The organism is Lunatimonas lonarensis, from assembly GCF_000390185.1.
Lineage (GTDB): Bacteria > Bacteroidota > Bacteroidia > Cytophagales > Cyclobacteriaceae > Lunatimonas > Lunatimonas lonarensis.
This window is the reverse complement of record NZ_AQHR01000010.1, coordinates 38,900-58,599: the sequence shown is the minus strand read 5'-3', so window position 1 is coordinate 58,599 and position 19,700 is coordinate 38,900. Positions and strand designations below refer to the sequence as shown.

Below are 19,700 nucleotides of genomic sequence, written 5' to 3'. Positions count from 1 at the left end.
ATGGATTCCGGACCGGTAAGGCTAGCGAAGCTTTTGTTCAACAGCCGTTTGCCGCAATGGGGGCTGACGTGGTTAAATCAAGTGCAGTGCTTCTATCAAAGTTTCTGCTTGGTTGACAGTGAAGTGCTCCGAAATCCCCCACTGCGGCAAGCGGCAATACGTTGAACAAAACCTCCTACGTCGGTAGTTTTTGACTTTTCATCTATTAACGTTCTTATTTTCAGATAAATAGCTTATTTTTATTCCATGTATAATCTTTAAACTCTATTAATCATGGAAAAAAAAGCCTACGTCTGCAGATGTATCAGGAGATGCAGATCAGAAACTACTCTCCAAGAAGTATCGAAAATTATATTTCGCAGGTAGCGTCAGTTTCCGGCCATTTTGGAAAAAGTCCGGAAAAGATCAGCATATCCGAGCTAAAGGAGTATCTATTCCATAAGGTTGAGACGAAAAACCTGTCGGCCTCCAGTGTAAACCAGACCATCAGTGCCTTCAAAATTCTTTTCACGGATGTTCTCGGCAGGGAATAGGACCCGGTAAAGATCAAACGGCCCAGACGCCCGAAGCCCTCCCCGTCGTCTTTTCCAAAGAGGAGGTCTCCCATATCCTGGACAGAATTATAAACAGGAAACATTATTGCCTGGTTGCGCTCGCCTATGGTTCAGGACTGAGGCTGGGTGAGTTGGTTGCCCTCAAGTTTGGCGATATCGACGGCGACAGGATGCAGTTGAGGGTCCGCGGGGGCAAGGGAAACAAGGACCGGTATACCCTGCTGTCCGGGGAGCTGCTGGAAAAGCTCCGGGAATATTACAGGTACTACCGGCCCAAAACCTTTCTTTTCGAAGGACGGACAGCCGGCAAGGCCTACAGCAAAAGAACTGTCCAGGATCTGTTCAAAAAGATCCTTGTGGAAAGCGGGATAAAGAAGGATGCCTCTTTCCATACCCTCCGGCATACATTTGCCACCCACCTTCTGGAGCAGGGCACCAACATCAGGGTGATCCAGGAACTTTTGGGGCACAGATCCCTGAGGACGACCTCGGTTTACCTTCATGTGACCAATTTCGATCCCTCGAAAATCAAAAGTCCACTGGATGGCCTGTGATGGAAACGGTCAACAGAAGGAACGGGGGAGCGGAGCTTTCCGATATCCTGGGATCCGAGAAGAAAAAATTTCTGGGCACGGGAAGGCTTTGCCCGGACCAGGTGAAGGCATACAATGACATATTGGAGTGCAGGACCGCAAGTATGGGCAGCCACACGCTCACCTGCGATGGCTGCGGCCACATCAGGGTAAGTTACAACAGCTGCCGTAACCGGCACTGCCCCAAGTGCCAGTATGTAAAACAGCTTGTGTGGGTGGAAAAGCTGAAGTGCAGAATGCTCCCGGTAAGGTATTTTCACGTGGTGTTCACCATACCGGAATTCCTCAAGCCGCTGTTTTACCTCAACCAGCGGGAATGCTACGGGATGCTCTTCGCCGCTTCGGCACTGGCGGTGAAGAAGGCGGCATCGAACCCTACCTTCCTGGGGGTGGACGGCGGCTGCCTCTCGGTACTCCACACCTGGGGGCAGGCGCTAAACTACCACCCCCATATCCATATGCTGATACCGGCCGGAGGGCTTGACCCCGACCAAATGGAATGGGTGGCTGCCAACAAGAAGTTTTTTGTACCCGTGAAGGCACTCTCCAAGATATTCAGGGGCGTATTCATGGAAAAGCTTTTCCAGGCTTTGGGCGCAGATCTGCTCAGGATACCCGAAAAACATAAAGGCATGTACGCCGCACCGGAACTCTTGAAAAAGGAGGCCTATTCGAAGATGTGGCATGTCTACATCAAAAAGACGTTCAAGGGGGCCAACCAGGCAGTTGGTTATCTGGGCAGGTACACCCACCGGGTGGCCATCAGCAACAGCCGGATACTGGCCTTCGGGGACGGCACGGTAAAGTTCAGGTGGAAGGATTACCGGGACGGCAAAAGCAAAACCATGGAACTTCCCGGTGCCGAATTTACCCGCAGATTCATGCAGCATATACTCCCCAGCGGGTTTTACAAGATAAGATACTACGGGATCATGTCTTCGGCGAACAGCAAGACCAAAATGGATGACTGTTTCAGGCTGCTGAACGTGGCAAGGTTCATTTCCTTTTACCAGGGGTTGTCCACCTATGAGATTTTGGAGGAAATACTGGGCAGGGACCTGTTCATGTGTGGAGACTGCGGTACCGGCAGGATGGTTTACGGCCTCGCCGGGGAAAAGGGCAGGGATCCCTGAAGCTGCCCCGTGAAAAAACGTTCTTTGAAAACATTGGAAAAAACGAAAACGGATCAGCGTTAATGGGAAAGGACTGCCCTTAGCGGACCGGAAATATCCGAGATCCGGGCGTTCCAACAATCTATGCGGATGTTCTGGTCACCAAACCACAAAAATGGCCCAAAAAGGGAAACATAAATGCCCATAGACAGACCCCCGGTTTCGTCCAACTAAGTTTTAACCGCAATCTAGGGAGCTGCAACCCAAATAGTTGTTTTTTTTGGCTAGATTGCGTTTAAAACCCTTTACGTTACCAGTAAGCCTAAAAGACGACACTACAACCCTCAACGTGACACCAAAAATCGACCTTTGACATCCTGACCAAACTTTACAGACGAACTTAACCCGACAGACCATTTCGCTGTAACTCGACACAGACCAGACGTAAAACTTGGGGACACACAAGCCAACGCAATGGGTTTAAAAATTTTTGCCGACCCGCATTTTAAAAAATTAATTTTCTGCCAGCCCACATTTTGCACATTTGGTTTTGCCCGACACACAAGCCCGAACCTTACAAAACCAAAAGAGCAAAATTTCCCCACCGCACAGGGTGACCGTTTCAATTAAAATTGTAATTTTGACACATCTGTCCAAAACAATTTGTCAATGAGCAACGAAACATTTGGTGACTATATAAGGAAAGCAAGAGAAGCTAAGAATCTGCCATTAAGAAAGGTTGCGGCTCATCTTGACATTGATACTTCTACACTTAGTAAAGTAGAACGTGGGGAAAGACCGGCTTCACCTGATTACTTAAAACCGCTTTCTGAAATCTTGCAACTGGACTTAAAAGAGGTTCAAACGACTTTCATAGCGGACAAAATCAATAAAGACTTTGGCGGACTGGAACACTTGACGGAAGGACTAAAAGCAGCCGAAAAACAAATTAAAAAGACAAAGAAGTAAATGCCGCAAATATTTGACAACATAGAGAATCACTTATCGGAGGGTTTAAATTATACCCTCGATGTTTCACATCGTGCCGACTTTTGTGTGGGCTATTTCAATTTAAGAGGTTGGAAGCAAGTTGCCCATCACATTGACAATTGGAATGGTGGTGATGAAAACTGTTGTCGCTTATTGGTAGGTATGCAAAAGCCACCACTGGAAATTATCAAAGAGTATTTTTCCAAGACTGAGCACGGTGGAATAGACAATCAAACCGCAATTACAATTCGCAAGAAACTTGCACAGGAATTTAAAGAACAACTTACCATTGGTATTCCGACAGAAGCGGACGAGCAAGGACTTAGAAAACTTTCAGCCCAAATTAAGGAAAAGAAAGTTGTTGTTAAGTTGTTTCTCCGTTATCCGCTACACGCAAAACTTTACTTGTGTTTCCGTGACGATAAAATCAATCCAATTATTGGCTATTTAGGCAGCAGTAACCTTACGCTTTCAGGACTTTCACTGCAAGGCGAATTGAATGTGGATGTGTTGGACAGGGACGCATCCAACAAACTTTCCAAATGGTTCAATGACCGTTGGGAGGATAAATTCTGCATTGATATTTCAGATGAACTTGCCGAAATCATTGACAACAGTTGGGCGGCTGACAAACTCATTCATCCTTATCACATCTATTTAAAAATTGCTTACCACCTTGCTCGTGAAGCAAGAGCCGGACTTTCTGAATTTAAAGTTTCCAAGGTTTTTGAAAAACAACTTTTGGACTTTCAGTTAAAAGCCGTGTTGGTGGCAGCACATCACTTGAATAAAAGAGGCGGTGTAATCATTGGCGATGTGGTTGGATTGGGAAAAACAATAACTGCCACCGCATTGGCAAAAATGTTTGAGGATGATTTTCTTTTAGAAACCTTAATCATTTGCCCGAAGAACTTAGTGAAGATGTGGGAGGATTATCGCCACAAGTATCAACTAAGGGCAAAAATTATTTCCGTTACACAAGCACAAACTTTATTGCCCAATGAAAGACGATACAGAGTAGTCATCATTGACGAAAGCCACAACCTGCGTAACAGAGAAGGTAAGCGATATAAAGCTATTCAAGAATACATTCAGTTGAACGATAGTAAAGTGATTTTACTTTCTGCAACCCCTTACAACAAAACATTCCTTGACCTTTCCAACCAGTTAAGATTGTTTATTCCTGATGAAAAAGATTTAGGAATCAGCCCTGAACACTTTATTGAAAGTATTGGCGGTAAAGTGCAGTTTATGGCTAAGTATCAAACGCCAATCCGCAGTTTACCTGCCTTTGAGAAAAGTGAATTTGCAGACGATTGGCGAGAATTGATGCGATTGTATTTGGTTCGCAGAACAAGAAGTTTCATCAAAGCATATTACACCCAAACAGACGAAACCAACAACCGTAAATTCCTCACTTTTGCCGATGGTTCAAGGTCTTATTTTCCCGACCGTTTGCCTAAGAAAGTGGAATACCACTTTGATGCCAACGACCCAAGCGACCAATACGCAAAGCTTTATGCTGACGATGTGGTGCAAATCATCAATCATTTGAATTTGCCTCGTTATGGTTTAGGTCAAGACCAATACATAAATCAAAAACCTTTGGTGAAACCAACCAAAGAAGAATTGGTGATAATGGGTAATCTCGGACGTGCAGGAGCAAGACTAAAAGGCTTTGCCCGAACTAATTTGTTTAAGCGATTAGAAAGTAGCGGCTATTCTTTTTTACTATCCATCAGCCGACACATTCTTCGCAATTACATATTTATCTATGCCATTGAAAACAAACTTCCCTTCCCTATTGGTAAGCAGGATGCCAATATGCTGGATGATTATTTGGAAGATGCAGACATAGAAAACACAGTATCAGAAATTGAAAAAATCAATCTGATGCTGAGTGAAGAATCATACTACAATCAGGCACAGAAGATTTACGATTTGTTTTCATCCACTTATAAAAATCGCTTCGACTGGATAAGCAGCCAATTGTTTTCCAATACGCTTAAAGACACTTTGCTCAACGACAGCCGTGACTTATTGAAAATTCTTGACCTTGGAAAAGATTGGAGTGCAGAAGCAGACAGACAACTCATAACGCTACATAAACTCATTACTAAAAAACACGGCAATGAAAAGGTTTTGATTTTTACCCAATTTGCCGATACAGCAAAATACATCACTGCCGAATTAAAAAAGAAAGGTGTTAAGCAAGTTGACTGTGTTACAGGCGACAACGATGACCCAACTTCATTTGCTTACCGTTTCAGTCCTGAAAGCAACGACAAACGGAAGGAAGTAAATGAAGCTGATGAAATCCGTGTATTGATAACAACCGATGTGTTGAGTGAAGGACAAAACTTGCAGGATGCTCACATCATTTTAAACTATGATTTGCCCTGGGCTATCATTCGTTTGATACAACGTGCAGGTCGTGTGGACAGAATTGGGCAGAAAGCCGACAAAATATATTGCTATTCATTTTTGCCCGAAGACGGCATTGAACGAATTATCCGTTTAAGAAGCCGTCTGAAATCTCGATTAGAGCAAAGCGATGAAGTGCTTGGCTCGCCTGATGAATTATTTTTTGACAATCAAAAAGTAAGGTCGCAACTGGAAGGACTTTACAGCGAACAGTCAGGAATTTTGGACGAGGAAGAAGATGGAGAAGTGGATTTGGCTTCTTATGCTTTTCAGATTTGGAAAAACGCCACTGATGCCGACCCTAAACTGAACAACTTCATACAGGAAATGCCGAATGTGGTGTATGCTACCAAGCAAAACACTGACATCAAAGAACACGAAGGTGTAATTGTTTATAGCCGCACGGCTGATGATAACGATGTGTTGGTTTGGGCTAACAAAAAAGGTGAAGTGATTACACAATCACAACTCACTATTTTAAAAGCGGCTCATTGCACTCCCGACACTGTGCCACAATACAAAATTCCCGAACACCACAAACTGGTGGAAAAAGGTTTGGATTACATAAAAGACATTGAAATAAGCACAGGAGGACAACTTGGCAAGCAAAGCAGTGTTCGCTATCGAATTTATATGCACCTGACACGCTATTACGAAGCATACAAAGACACTTTGTTTGTAACCGAGGCGATGAAAAGGGCTATTGACGACATTTACAAATACCCCTTGAAAGAAACAGCAAAAGAGGTTATTGGCAGACAGTTGAAAGCGGGAGCATCTGACGACCAGTTGGCAAATTTGGTAGTAACCCTGCGTGAAGAAGATAAGTTGTGCATCATTACTGATGAAGATAATGCCGATCGAGAACCGCAAATCATTTGCTCAATGGGCTTAATTAACAAGGAATAGAAAATGGCAAAACTCAACATAGAACGAACACGAAAAGCGTTGCAGTCATTCGACTTCAAAACGCTGTTCATTGAAGAATTGGGTTGGAGCAATCCTACTTCCAATAAAACCATCAATGAATCCATAAAAGAAATTGCCATTAGCCGCAAACCCATTGCCGAGTTAAGCGGTGCAGTGGTTTTTGAAATTACCACTCCCAACGGAGAGGTGCCCGAGCCAAAACAGCGAATAGCAATTGCCAAAGAAATTCAGAAGCAACACTTTGAACACGTTTTAATTTTCATAGACAAAGACCGTAAACAAAGCATTTGGCATTGGCTGAAAAATCAGGATAAGAAAGTTGTAAGCCGAGAGCATTTCTTTTTCCGTCATCAACCCGGTGATGGTTTTATTGCCAAAATTGCTTCGTTGGTGGTGGACATCAGCGAGTTTGACCGTGAAGGAAATATTGCCATTGCCGAAGTAGCCAGCCGTATTAAAACTGCTTTGGACATTGAACGGGTAGTTAAGAAGTTCTTCCGTGACTATCAGAACGAATACATTGTTTTTCTTGACCTGATTGAAGGCATTGACAATGAAGCCGACCGCAGATGGTATGCTTCGGTAATCCTCAATCGCTTAATGTTTATCTATTTCTTGCAAAAGAAAATGTTTTTGGACAATGGCGATACCGAATATCTTAACCACAAACTTGAATTTTCAAAAAAGGAATTAGGCAAGAACAAATTTTACAATGAGTTCCTTTCTAAACTTTTCTTTGAAGGCTTTGCCAAACAAGAAAACCAACGCAGTGCTGCTACCAATAAATTGATTGGAAAAATTAAATACCTGAATGGTGGTTTGTTTTTGCTGCATAAAATTGAAGTAAAATATCAGGGTAAAATCAGTATTCCTGACCAAGCTTTTGATAACTTGTTTGAGTTATTCAACCGATACAGTTGGACACTTGACGACACACCCGGAGGAGCCGACAATGAAATGAACCCCGATGTGTTGGGTTATATTTTTGAAAAATACATCAACCAAAAAGCATTCGGGGCATACTATACCCGAACCGAAATAACGGAATACCTCTGCGAGCAAACGGTTTATAAACTGATATTGGACGAAGTAAACGGAGTGGAATTGCCTGATGACATCCCCGAAAAGCTAAAACAAAAACTAACTACCAAACGCTACGATAGCATTGCCGAACTGTTATTGCATTTAGATGCGGCTACCTGCCGAAAATTGGTGGTGGGTGAAAATGCCGTATTGCCCAACCTGAGTTTGCTCGACCCTGCTTGTGGTTCGGGGGCTTTTTTGGTGGCGGCTATGAAAACCCTCATCAATGTGTATTCGGCTATCTTGGGCAAGATTGAATTTTTGGGTGATAAGAAACTGACCGAATGGAAACAGCAAATTGAAAAAGACCATCCGAGCATCAACTACTACATCAAAAAGCAAATCATCACCAACAATTTGTATGGGGTTGATTTGATGGAAGAAGCCACCGAAATAGCCAAACTCCGTTTGTTCCTTGCCTTGGTAGCCAGTGCCGAAACCGTTGACCAATTAGAACCCCTGCCTAATATTGATTTTAATATTATGAGTGGAAACTCATTGATTGGTTTGATGCGGGTGGACGAAAGCGAATTTAATAAGCACCAAAGTGGCGACTTGTTTAAGAAAAGCTACCGTGAATTGGTAAACCAAAAAGAAGCCGCCATTCGTGCCTTTAAATCTTTTGAAAGCACCAATGAAAACATACAGATAAAAAAGGAAAGCATTGACCGAATGGAAGAAGAAGCCAATGCCACTTTGAACTTGATGTTGGGGCAGGAATTTTCAAACCTCGGAATAAAGTATGAGCAAGTAACCTGGGACGATAAAAAAAACAAAGAAGGCAAAAGCATAAAGCGTAGCATCAACATCAAAGACATTCAAGCCCTTGAACCCTTTCATTGGGGCTATGAATTTTCAGAAATATTCAGAAAGAAAGACGGCTTTGATGCTATCATCACTAATCCGCCTTGGGAAGTTTTTCAGACGAACGAAAAGGAATTCTTTCAGGAATACGATAAAGAAATCAAGAAGAAAAAACTCCGCATTGAAGATTGGGAACAGAACAAAGAAGAGCTAATGGCTGACAAAGAAATTCGTCAAGCTTGGTTAGAATATTCCAGTCAATACCCACATCAATGGGCATATTTTAAAAATGCCAAACAGTATAAAAATCAAATTTCAGTCGTAAATGGAAAAGCTGTGGGTAACAAACCCAACCTGTATTGTTTGTTTACTGAACAATGTAGAAACCTGCTTCGCAAAGGTGGCTATTGCGGTATTGTGATACCAAGTGGCATTTATACCGACTTAGGAACAAAACAACTTCGTGAAATGCTGTTTGACGAAAACAAGATTACAGGTTTGTTTGGCTTTGAAAACCGTAAAACGATTTTTGAAAATGTCGATAGTCGTTTCAAGTTTGTTGTTCTCAGCTTTGAGAAAGGCGGAAATACTCAAAAATTCCCTACTGCCTTTATGCGGCACGATGTAGAAGAATTGACCAATTTCCCTCAATATGGCTCGGTTACTATTTCTGTTGACTTGGTGAAAAGACTTAGTCCTGATAGTTATTCTATAATTGAATTTAAAAGCGAACAGGAAGTAAGCATTGCTGAAACAGTTTCAAAATATCCAATGCTGGCAGGTGATGCTGAAGGTTGGAATTTGGAGTTGTATGGAGAGGAAATGAATATGACCCGTTCGGCAGGTAGTTTCTTAACCAAACCTGCAAAATTTGTCCTTTATGAAGGTGGTATGATTTGGCACTTTACCAATCAATTTTCTGATGCGAGATATTGGATAAATGAAAAAGAAATTAAGACTGACTTTTTAAGCAAGCGAGTAAAAAGAATTGAAGGTTTATATGACCAGCCAAAAGACTTGAAGAATGATTATGAAACCTATCGTTTGGCAATACGCAAAATTGCATCCAACACAAATGAGAGAACTTTAATTTCCACAATCATACCGAAGTATGCCATTGCCGGAAACTCCTTAACTGTAAACTTTCCATTCAAACACGAAAAGAAAAAATACAATGAATTGAACTTTGGGAACGATGAACTCTTTGTGCTTACGTCAATACTCAACAGCTATGTTGCCGATTTTATTTTAAGGGCAAGAGTAACAACGAACTTGAATTTGTTCTATCTCTATCAACTTCCAGTTCCCCGATTAAAACCCAAAGACAAATGGTTTACAGCCATAGTAGAAAGAGCAGCCCGTTTAATATGCACTACCGAAGAATTTGCAGAATTGTGGGAAGAAGTGATGAAAACCAAATGGACAGAGAAGAAAGCGGCTACTACGGAATACGAACGCAATAAGCTAAGGGCAGAATTAGATGGCATTATTGCTCACATTTACGGCTTAAGCGAAGAAGAATTTGCTTACATACTTTCTACTTTCCCTATTGTGCCACAACCGCAAAAGGTAGCCACCCAAAATGCCTACCGTGATGTGGAAAGAGGATTGATAAAACCGAATTAAAAAATCAGCAACGATGATTAAAAATATAGAAGTCAAAAATTTCAAAGCCATTGAAAGTGCCAAAGTAAAACTGACACCGCTAACGGCTTTTATTGGGTATAATGGAATGGGCAAAAGTAGTTTGCTTGAAGCCCTGCAAATGTTCAAATCCATCGTAACCGAAGGTTTGGATGCAGCCGTAAGACCTTGGAGAGAATTTGAACATATTTACTACAAAGGCAAAAAGAAGAAACGCAAATTCATTAAAGACGGCATTGAATTACAATTTGCCCCAATGGAGTTTGCTTTCAATGTGAAACTGGCAACCAAAAGTCCATTGAACCCAACCAAATTCTCAACTTCAATTGGTCAGGAAATAAGCAGTGCCGGAAACATATTTTTTATCGAAGAAAAAGTCAGCTACAAACTATTTGAAAGAAGCCGTGATGCAGACAATAACTACATTACACAAGACCGAAAAGCACCTTGGCAAACACCTGATAAATCTATACTATCAGCCGAATTGGAAATAAGACGATTTGTTGAAAGTTGGCAGTTTCTTTCTATGAACACCTTTTTAATGGGCGACCCTCATTCGCAAAAGAAAACAAGCGGTCCAATTACATTACATAAAGACGGAAGAAACATTGCGGAGTTTTTGCTTTCCATCAGGGACAAAGACATTGAAGTTTATAAAGGTATTTTAGAAACTCTGCAATATGTTTTGCCTTATGCTAAAGACCTGCAACCGCAGATAACACAGGAGTTGGAAAAAATGGTTTACCTGCAACTATCGGAGCAGGATTTTAAACTTCCCGGCTGGATGCTTTCAACTGGAACATTGAAAATATTGGCACTGTTAGCAGTTTTCCGTCACCCTGAACCTTCACCGCTTATTGTGATTGAAGAATTGGAAAACGGACTTGACCCAAGAACCATTCACCTTGTTATTACTGAAATCAGAAATTACATTGACAACAAAAAAGGTCAGGTTTTAATTACTTCTCATTCGCCTTATCTGCTCGACCAATTGCATATTTCTCAAATCGTTTTTGTAGAAAGAAAAGATGAGAAAGTTTCGCTTTCACGTCCGGCAGACGATGAAGAAGTATTGGAATGGTCAAAGAAATTCGCACCTGGACAATTATACACTCAAAAAGGATTCTCAAACTAAGCGTATGAAGTTAGGATTCATTTTAGAGTGCGGCCCGCAAGGGGCAGACTTGAAGGTTTGTAAAAACCTTGTAGGCAGAATCCGCCCTGCTGATGAGTTTGTAGCCATTACGCTTGACAACAAACCCAAATTAATCAGTGGTTGTGGTGAAGCAGCAAAGCAATTAATAAAATCAGGCTGTGAAACCGTTTACATCATTTGGGACTTGTTTCCCGATTGGCGTGACGACAGAACAAGGCCCTGTATGAAAGAAGACCGTGACAATATTTTTGACTCTTTAAACGCAGCACAAGTTCCATTAGACAGAGTGCATTTAGTTTGTATTGAGCAAGAGTTGGAATCTTGGCTCATTGCTGACGGACGAGCCATTTCAAGTTTTCTATCAACTCAAACAAGACAAGTAACCATCGGACACGAAAGACGGCCAGACCAAGTTCAGAATCCTAAGAAGAAGCTAAACAGACATTTCACTCAAAGCAGAGGCGGCAGCTTTAACTACATTGACTATATGCACGCAGAAAAGTTAGTAGCATTAATTCCTGACTTCCAAAAACTGAAAAAGAGTGAAACATTCAAACGATTTTATTTCAAACTGACAGGAACGCAATTGACATAACAATGAGCCAACGCAGCAGTCACACACATACCACAGCCCCGCAAGGCAACCGCACAAACCAAAGCTGTGGTAAGAGTGCGCCTGCCCCACGCAAGAAAAATTATTTTTTAAAATTTCCTCCCCTTCTAAAAATTTTTAAACCCACCACCACACAGCCGACACAGACAGCGAAAACCCATACAGACAGCGGACTGACAAGGACGGAGGACAGAAGGCCTACTGGTAACATACAAGGGCTAAACCGAAGTGGAGCGCAGCGGAATTTCGGGCTTAGCCTGTGTTGATCCCGATAGCTATCGGGACGTAGCGGGTTTTTTGAGGGAAGGTATCTATGGGGATTGAAAAGTTTGGGTGATTTCGGTGGTGTGAAAAATGGTGCTGGCGGGCGTTGGTTCTGCGGCATTTTGACTGGTTGTTTCTTTTCTTTATGCTTTCTGAGTGGTTTTGTTGGCTGATTTTACCTTGTTTTTTGGTGTTTTGGCTGTTTTCGGCCGTGCAGGCACGTGCTGTTCCGTACCGGCCGAAACCGGAAAGTTACCCCAACGCGGTAGGTGATAAGCGAGATGAGAAGTCACTAGGAAAGCGCAGTGCGTTAAATTCGCACGCTGGGTTTGACGAGGCGGGTGCTGGAAACACGATCGGAAGATTGGTGCGCCAGCACTCGACCCTACCTGTGGGAAGGTAGGGGTGAATTGGAAACCACGAATGCCGCCTATAAATAATAAATGCAGTGAGTAAATTCCCCCGCCTGACCCGATTATAGGGCATTTTAAGACGACACTACAAACCATAAATTCACCAACAAAACATGAGTGTTTTTATAAGTTATTCAACCAAGGACAGTGAATTTGTAACCAGACTTTCAGCCGAGTTGGTTAAGAATCGAATTCAAGTTTGGCTTGACAAATGGGAAATGCAGCCAGGCGATTCACTCATTGACAAAATTCAATCAGGACTATCTGACTCCTCATATTTACTTGTGGTTCTTTCAAATAATTCTGTTGACAGTGAATGGTGTAAGAAAGAACTGAACTCTGGACTAATGAGAGAGCTTAATGAAAAGAAAATCGTTGTAATTCCTATCCTTCTTGACAATTGTAAAGTTCCATTATTTCTGCAAGAAAAAGTGTATGCCGACTTTAGGACAGACTTTGATTAAGGTTTTAAATCATTGCTTCGTCCTCTTTCAAAGCTTTTTTCTGAAAATATGGGAAGACATAAAAAGAATGATATTGTAACCGACTATGCAATTCATTGGGAAATTAAAGACGGTCTTTATTACATGACAATTGACTTGATAAATTTGTATGAGAAAGAAAAGAAATCAATTCTTCTACAAATCGAAATAACCGGCTGTAAGAATGCAACAGATAGATTTTTAAAGCAAGTAGAATTGGGAATGGCTTGGCTAATGAAGGAGTCAATTATTTCAATGATGTTCGTAAATCCTGACTTCAGAAATTTAAATATCCTCGTTCAAAACAATGACATTTACAACTATCATATTAAAACACAAGACATAAGAATGGACATTACCTTTGATGTAAAACGGGGCGAATATCTTTCCCTCTCTCTTAAATGATTCGGAGCGAAGAGAGGAGCCCATATCCTTTAAGTTTCAAAAGCAGGAAGCCATTATGGACAATCAGTTCAAGCTTTATTCACCGGATGGGGGTCAAACCTATGAATTGTATGATTTGATCAACGATCCCATCGAAAGAAGCAATGTGGCGGCCAATTACCCTGATAAAGTCAAGGATCTTACGCTCCAGTTGAAACACTGGTTGATTTCCTGCCAGGAAAGCAATAGCGGTGGTGATTATTAAACATGGTAAATTTATTAAAACGATACCCCCCGCCTACAATATGGCTGCCTGGAATGGAACCGTTTGTGTGGCTGGCCGGGCGATGATGATCAGCGGACTCGCTGCCTGAGGCGCTTACGCACAGGAAGATGAATTCCAAAGACAGTAACTATCGGCTTGTCAGGGAGGAATTAGCTGGGTTGTTGCTGGAGAAGCGAAGGGAAGTCAACGAGGAGATGGATTTTAGGTATATATTGGCTGGGGGTAATGTAATCTATTAATATTCAGGTTATTGATACAATCCAGGAAGACCAGCTAGTAAGAGCAAGCTGTTATTTCATAAAATAGAAAAAGGAGACTAGCCAAAACTTTTCATGCTTGTAGGTTTGGTTTTTGGAAAGATGTGAAGTGCTGTTTTTGCATATTTCTTAAAAATGTATGCAGTTGTGGCAAGTTTTTCTTATACTTGAGAGGCACTTGGCAATGCTCCCCAAATAACTTACCATGGATCTCGTTCCGAAAAACACTTCCCCGTCTCAGGAAGCTAATCCTGAGGAGCTTTGGCTTGGGCTGAAATCCGGCGATAAACATGCGTTTGAACAATTGTACAGGCAGTATGTCAGAGTGCTTTTTCAGCTTGGTAGGTCCATTACGGGTGATGCTGAATTCACGGAGGATTGCATTCAGGAGCTTTTTATTGACCTTTGGAGGTATAGGGAAAATATCAAACCTACCGACAATGTTCGGTTATATCTTTTTAGGTCACTTTCCAATAAAATCAATAAAGCGAAAAAAAAGGCCTCTAAAGGGTTGGAGGCTCAGCGGCAGACGGCGTATGACTATCCGCAACGACTCGAAAGTGTGGAGTCCACCATCGTAAACGCCCAACGGGAAGAGGTTCTACAAAAAAAGCTGGCCAGCAGCCTGAAAGAACTTCCTATTCGGCAAAACGAAGTCATTCAGTATTTATTTTTTGAAAACCTTTCGTACGAGGCTACAGCCAAGCTTATGGGCATAAATCTTCGCTCGGTGTACACCTTGGCATGGAAAGCGCTTTCCTCGCTTAAAAAGTCCATATTAACGATTACAATTTTCCTTATTCTTGTTTTCCAACTGTAAATAATGTAAAAAACATATTTTATATGTAAATAACAATTTTTTACGGAATTCTGCCTTGTTTCCATTTTATTCCATTATTCAACAAACCAGCCTATCGCAGGGTAGATATTAACTAGGATAAACCTACTATTCCTTTTTTTTTGAAAGAAGTGAACAAATAGCAAGAATTTATCTTTTTGGACGGATAACTTTTGGGTAATCCGGGCTTATATAAATGAAAGACTTCTTTTATGAGCAACACCGAGTACACTGTTGAGGATTTTATGTTGGATCCAGAGTTTCGAAAATGGGTCCTCTCTCCCGATGAGGAAGCGAAGGCCTATTGGGAAGCTTTTTTGGAAAAAAATCCGGACAAATATGTGCGGATGGAACTGGCTCGGAAGACTTTGCTCAATCTGTCCAGAGATGTTGGTGAAATCAGCGACGACCGGGTGGAGGACATCTGGACCAACATCAACAAAGTCATCAATCAACCAAGCGAAGAGAAAGCCGAAAGGAGGGTAGTGGCCCTAAGTTCGGAGAGCACTCTAAAGCGCTTTGCCTATGGGCAACCCAGAGTAAATTACCGGTCAAATTATCAGTTTTACAGAGTCGCCGCGATTCTTGTAATGGCAGTTGCCTTGAGTGTTTTGTTTAATCTGACCTTTCAGCATCCTGAAGTGGAGCCTATCGCTGTTCCCCTGGTCTATGAAGAGCATGCAGTTCCTCCGGGTGTTAAATCCAATCTTACCCTACAGGATGGTTCCAGGGTAATACTCAATTCAGGCAGTACCCTGCGCTACGTAAAAAATTTTGAGAAAGACCGGCGCGAATTGTTTTTGGTTGGAGAGGCTTTTTTTGAAGTAGCCAAAGATAGTTTAAGGCCCTTTATCGTAAAGACCGGTCAGGTAACTACCACGGCTTTAGGTACCTCCTTTAATATCACCGCTTACGAAGGCGAGCCGCTTGACGTGGCCTTGCTTACGGGAAGAGTGAACGTTTTGTTGGATTTTGAGGAAATCCGGGAAGTCAACTTGTATCCCGGAGAGGGGCTAAATATCAAAGTTGACAAAGGAATACATAGTATGGAGCGGGTTCAGGAGGAAAAGGTATTGGCATGGACAAAAAAGACGATTCTTTTCGATCAGACACCCATAAGAGAAGCCATCAGGGTTTTGGAAAACTGGTACGGAGTCAAGATAGAGATACGTAATCGTCCGGAGAAGGGAGTGCTCCTTTCTGGGAAATTTGTAGACCAAACCCTTGAAGGCGTCCTGGAGGGACTAAGTTATTCTGCCCGGTTTGAGTTTCAGGTGAATAGGGACAGGGTAACCATAAGATTTGATGTATCATCCTAAAAACGGAATGCTTATGTAACACTCCTTTAATTCAAAAGAAAAGGCCATGGATGTTGGAGCAACCATGGCCGGTAATGGCCCACAACGCAGAGACGGCAATCTCTGTGTGGGTAAACATTTGCTTAAACAATTGGCATCGCCCAAACAAACCATCCAAATTTATGAAAAAAAACATACTTAAGCATGTATTGCACATGACCAGGCTATTCTCTATTGCTTTCCTATTCCAATGCCTTACCATGAGCCTTTTGTTGGCATGGAACGGAAATGCGCAAGTCAAGAACATTGAGGACGTAATGGTGACCCTTTCCCTAGAGGATGCAAAGATAGAAAGCGTTTTTCGGGAACTGGAAAGAAGCACAGGATTCAATTTTGTATTTACCAACAAAGAGCTTCGCGATGTTCCCAGTGTGGAGGTGTCATCGGACAGCAACTCCCTATACAATGTGCTGTTGAGTTTGGCAAAACAGACCAATCTCACGTTCAAACAGGTGGATTATAATATCCATGTAAAGAAAACTAAAAATAGTGCGTCTGTATTGATCGAGGAAAAGGCGGAAAATATCTCGGTATCAGGGACGGTTACGGATCAAAATGGAGAGCCTATGCCTGGTGTTACGGTGTTGATTGAAGGGACTTCTACGGGGACTGTAACCGATATTGATGGAAGGTACAGCCTAAATGCAGAATCTGGTTCTGTATTGGTTTTTTCTTTTGTCGGTTATGTAAACCAACGAAAAATGGTAGGAACATCCGGTATCATAGATGTGAGTATGGTGGAGGATTCCAGCTCTTTGGACGAGGTGGTGGTAGTAGGTTACGGAACACAGAAGAAAGTTAATGTCATTGGTTCCGTGTCTCAGATATCCAACCAAAATATTGAAAACAGACCGGTCACACAGCTTTCCCAAGCGATCACTGGGCAAATCCCCGGCGTCACGGTAATTCAGCGAACCGGTAGGCCAGGTGAGAGTGGAGGTTCTATTCGAGTAAGGGGGGTAGGCTCCTTCGGAGCCACACCTGATGCATTGGTGTTGATCGATGGGATTCCGGGCAATATGAATGACATTAACCCGGAGGATGTCCAGTCCATTTCAGTATTAAAGGACGCGTCTTCCGCAGCGATATATGGAGCAAGGGCCGCTAACGGCGTTATTCTTGTTACGACCAAAGATGGAAAGTCAAGTCAACTTTCGGTTTCTTACAATGGTTATGTCGGCTTCAATCAACCTACTCAATTCCCTGATTTTGTCGATTCTTGGGACTATGCCCGGATGTTCAACATTGCTTCTGAAAGTAACAGTTTTTCTCCTGAGGAGATAGAGCGATTCAGGAGGCAAGATGATCCGGACAATTATCCAAACACCCGCTTTTTGGATGAAGTATTTTCCAGAAGGGGTTTTCAGACTGGGCATACGGTGACAATAAATGGTGGCAACGATGCGCATAAATACTTCTTGTCTGGCGGAATTTTAAACCAAGATGGGTTGATCGAAAAGAATAATTTCAAACGATACAATTTTCGGTTAAACCTTATCAGCGATTTGGGCAAGAATTTTAAGCTGAATACCAGGGTTTTCGGATCCCAGGAGGAAAGGAATGAGCCTCAGGCAACAGCCAATAGAGGTGGAGATATGGCTAACCAATTGATTGCCAATGCAGTTAGGTATCCCGCTATTTTTCTAGGCCAAGCGTCTAATGGGGATTTTGGTGTTGGGCCAGAGACCAGTGGAACCCCCGTATCTTGGCTACAGTCAGCTTCTTACCTTCGTAACCCAAGAACGCGGGCAGGAATTAATATGAAGCTGGATTGGAATCCATTGGAAGGATTGACATTTTCAGCCATCGGCGGGTACACGTTTGCGCTTTTGGAACAACGATCTTACCTGGCTTCACAGCGCCTAAATGATGATGTTTTTCATGGACAGTCCTACCTGAATCAGTTTAGCAATAAGGAAATATTTCAAACGACCCAATTCTTAGGTGAGTATGCAAAGCAGATAAACCAAAATTCGTTTGGAATTTTATTGGGATATTCCTTCGAAAACCAAATGGACTCTTTTTTTAATGGTTATAGGCAGGATTTTCCCAGCAATGACTACACCGTTCTCGACATGGGAGGAGTCGACAATCAGCGAGTGGGAGGTTTTGACGAAGAATGGGCCATTCAGTCGGTGTTTTCCAGGTTTAGGTATAGCTATGCCGACAAATACCTGTTTGAATCAACCGTTCGGTACGACGGGTCTTCGAGATTTCCCGAAAACAATAAATATGCATTTTTTCCGTCAATGGCTGTAGGCTGGAGGATTTCTGACGAGGGATTTCTTCAAGGCGCAAGCTGGTTGTCCGATATGAAATTAAAGGCCTCTTGGGGTGTCCTGGGCAATCAGAATATCGGTAACTACCCCTACCAAACGGTTTTATCTTCGGGTAGGGACTATCCTTTTGGAGGGGTCATGGCTACTGGGGCAGCGTATTCGGTATTTATGGATCAAAATATCCGATGGGAATCAACCGAGACCATAGACTTCGGACTTGAGACGGTATTTTTTGATGGAAAGCTGTCGGCTGATATTACGTATTTCGACAGGCATACAAGAGACATCCTATTTAGACCTACCGGCAGCGTTTCGTCCGTATTGGGAGTTCAAATTAGCGAAGTGAATACGGGGGAAGTACGAAATTCGGGTTTGGAGTTTGATATGATGCATCGCAATCAGGTCGGCGGTTTCAAATATGCCATTGGAGGCAATTTCACAATAACCGACAACGAAGTTCTCTCCCTGGGTTTGGGAAATGTGCAGCAACCTAATGGAATGGTGGGCAATGGCTCCAACCTGTTTGTCGGCTTCCCAATGGAAATGTATTATGGATATAAATCTGATGGGGTTTTCCTAAATGCAGAAGATATACAGGGGTGGGCAAATCAATCTCCCGTTACTCCAAACCCAAGACCGGGGGACATAAGGTACAAGGATTTAAGCGGGCCTGATGGTGTACCTGATGGCAGAATTGATCCTACGTATGATAGAACTTACCTAGGTAGTCGAATTCCCAGGTATACCTTTGGTATCAATTTCAACGCAAGCTATAAGAGTTTTGACCTAGCCGTTTTTGGACAGGGAGTTACAGGAGTGAGCGGGCTTTTGGACGGTTATGCCGGTTGGGCTTTTTTCAACCTGGGAAATATTCAGCGCTGGCAGATGGATGGCAGATTTGATCCTGAAAATCCAGTGAGATACCCCAATTACCCTAGGCTAGAGGAAATAACAAATGCGGGAACCCCAAATACCGTACTTTCTGATTTTTGGGTTGTAGACGCTTCTTATTTTAGGATAAAGAATTTGCAGGTTGGCTATACACTACCCACGTCATTTCAAAAGCGAGTAGGCCTACAGAACGCCCGGATTTATTTGAGTGGCGAGAATGTCCTTTCATTAAGCGGCTACTGGCCGGGTTGGGATCCGGAAATCAACTCTGGTGGGGCCTACTATCCTATTTTGGCTACCTACACGATGGGTGTAAATCTAAGGTTTTGATCATTTAAAATGAGT

15 protein-coding genes are annotated in these 19,700 nt (G+C 42.5%); all 15 read left to right on the top strand.

Features of this window, described 5'->3' with window-relative positions; genetic code table 11:
* The first annotated feature begins 299 nt into the window (after positions 1 to 299).
* The 15 genes from ADIS_RS23300 (at position 300) to ADIS_RS01165 (ending at position 19,685) form a co-directional block, all read left to right on the top strand.
* Positions 300 to 533 (top strand): site-specific integrase, encoded by a 234-nt coding sequence (locus ADIS_RS23300; protein ID WP_010852435.1) that lies wholly within the window; start codon positions 300 to 302, stop codon positions 531 to 533.
* Complete coding sequence (locus ADIS_RS23295; RefSeq protein ID WP_316931187.1) at positions 530 to 1,108, top strand: tyrosine-type recombinase/integrase; 579 nt, start codon at positions 530 to 532, stop codon at positions 1,106 to 1,108. Before ADIS_RS23300 ends, ADIS_RS23295 begins: the two co-directional genes overlap by 4 nt.
* Positions 1,108 to 2,280, top strand: coding sequence for an IS91 family transposase (locus ADIS_RS01225; protein WP_035804226.1), 1,173 nt, complete (start codon positions 1,108 to 1,110; stop codon positions 2,278 to 2,280). The genes ADIS_RS23295 and ADIS_RS01225 overlap by 1 nt, the downstream gene beginning before the upstream one ends.
* A gap of 648 nt (positions 2,281 to 2,928) precedes the next feature.
* Positions 2,929 to 3,228, top strand: a complete 300-nt coding sequence (locus tag ADIS_RS01220) for a helix-turn-helix domain-containing protein (protein WP_010852430.1) — start codon at positions 2,929 to 2,931, stop codon at positions 3,226 to 3,228.
* Positions 3,229 to 6,582: a helicase-related protein gene (locus ADIS_RS01215; protein ID WP_010852429.1), complete on the top strand. Its 3,354-nt coding sequence runs from the start codon at positions 3,229 to 3,231 to the stop codon at positions 6,580 to 6,582.
* Between the two features lie 3 nt (positions 6,583 to 6,585).
* Entirely contained in the window at positions 6,586 to 10,116 is a 3,531-nt protein-coding gene (locus tag ADIS_RS01210; RefSeq protein WP_010852428.1) for an Eco57I restriction-modification methylase domain-containing protein, read from the top strand.
* Between the two features lie 13 nt (positions 10,117 to 10,129).
* Entirely contained in the window at positions 10,130 to 11,269 is a 1,140-nt protein-coding gene (locus ADIS_RS01205; RefSeq protein ID WP_010852427.1) for an AAA family ATPase, read from the top strand.
* Positions 11,270 to 11,273: 4 nt separating this feature from the next.
* Positions 11,274 to 11,885: a hypothetical protein gene (locus ADIS_RS01200; RefSeq protein ID WP_010852426.1), complete on the top strand. Its 612-nt coding sequence runs from the start codon at positions 11,274 to 11,276 to the stop codon at positions 11,883 to 11,885.
* An 808-nt stretch (positions 11,886 to 12,693) separates the two neighbouring features.
* Positions 12,694 to 13,044, top strand: coding sequence for a toll/interleukin-1 receptor domain-containing protein (locus ADIS_RS01190; protein ID WP_035804239.1), 351 nt, complete (start codon positions 12,694 to 12,696; stop codon positions 13,042 to 13,044).
* A 48-nt stretch (positions 13,045 to 13,092) separates the two neighbouring features.
* Entirely contained in the window at positions 13,093 to 13,467 is a 375-nt protein-coding gene (locus ADIS_RS01185) for a hypothetical protein (RefSeq protein ID WP_035804224.1), read from the top strand.
* Between the two features lie 55 nt (positions 13,468 to 13,522).
* Complete coding sequence (locus tag ADIS_RS01180) at positions 13,523 to 13,711, top strand: hypothetical protein (protein WP_010852422.1); 189 nt, start codon at positions 13,523 to 13,525, stop codon at positions 13,709 to 13,711.
* 128 nt (positions 13,712 to 13,839) lie between these two features.
* Positions 13,840 to 13,971: a hypothetical protein gene (locus tag ADIS_RS23535; protein ID WP_010852420.1), complete on the top strand. Its 132-nt coding sequence runs from the start codon at positions 13,840 to 13,842 to the stop codon at positions 13,969 to 13,971.
* 223 nt (positions 13,972 to 14,194) lie between these two features.
* Positions 14,195 to 14,809 (top strand): RNA polymerase sigma factor, encoded by a 615-nt coding sequence (locus ADIS_RS01175; RefSeq protein WP_010852419.1) that lies wholly within the window; start codon positions 14,195 to 14,197, stop codon positions 14,807 to 14,809.
* Positions 14,810 to 15,039: 230 nt separating this feature from the next.
* Complete coding sequence (locus ADIS_RS01170) at positions 15,040 to 16,146, top strand: FecR family protein (RefSeq protein WP_010852418.1); 1,107 nt, start codon at positions 15,040 to 15,042, stop codon at positions 16,144 to 16,146.
* Between the two features lie 161 nt (positions 16,147 to 16,307).
* Positions 16,308 to 19,685, top strand: coding sequence for a SusC/RagA family TonB-linked outer membrane protein (locus tag ADIS_RS01165; protein ID WP_238325353.1), 3,378 nt, complete (start codon positions 16,308 to 16,310; stop codon positions 19,683 to 19,685).
* Positions 19,686 to 19,700 lie beyond the last annotated feature (15 nt).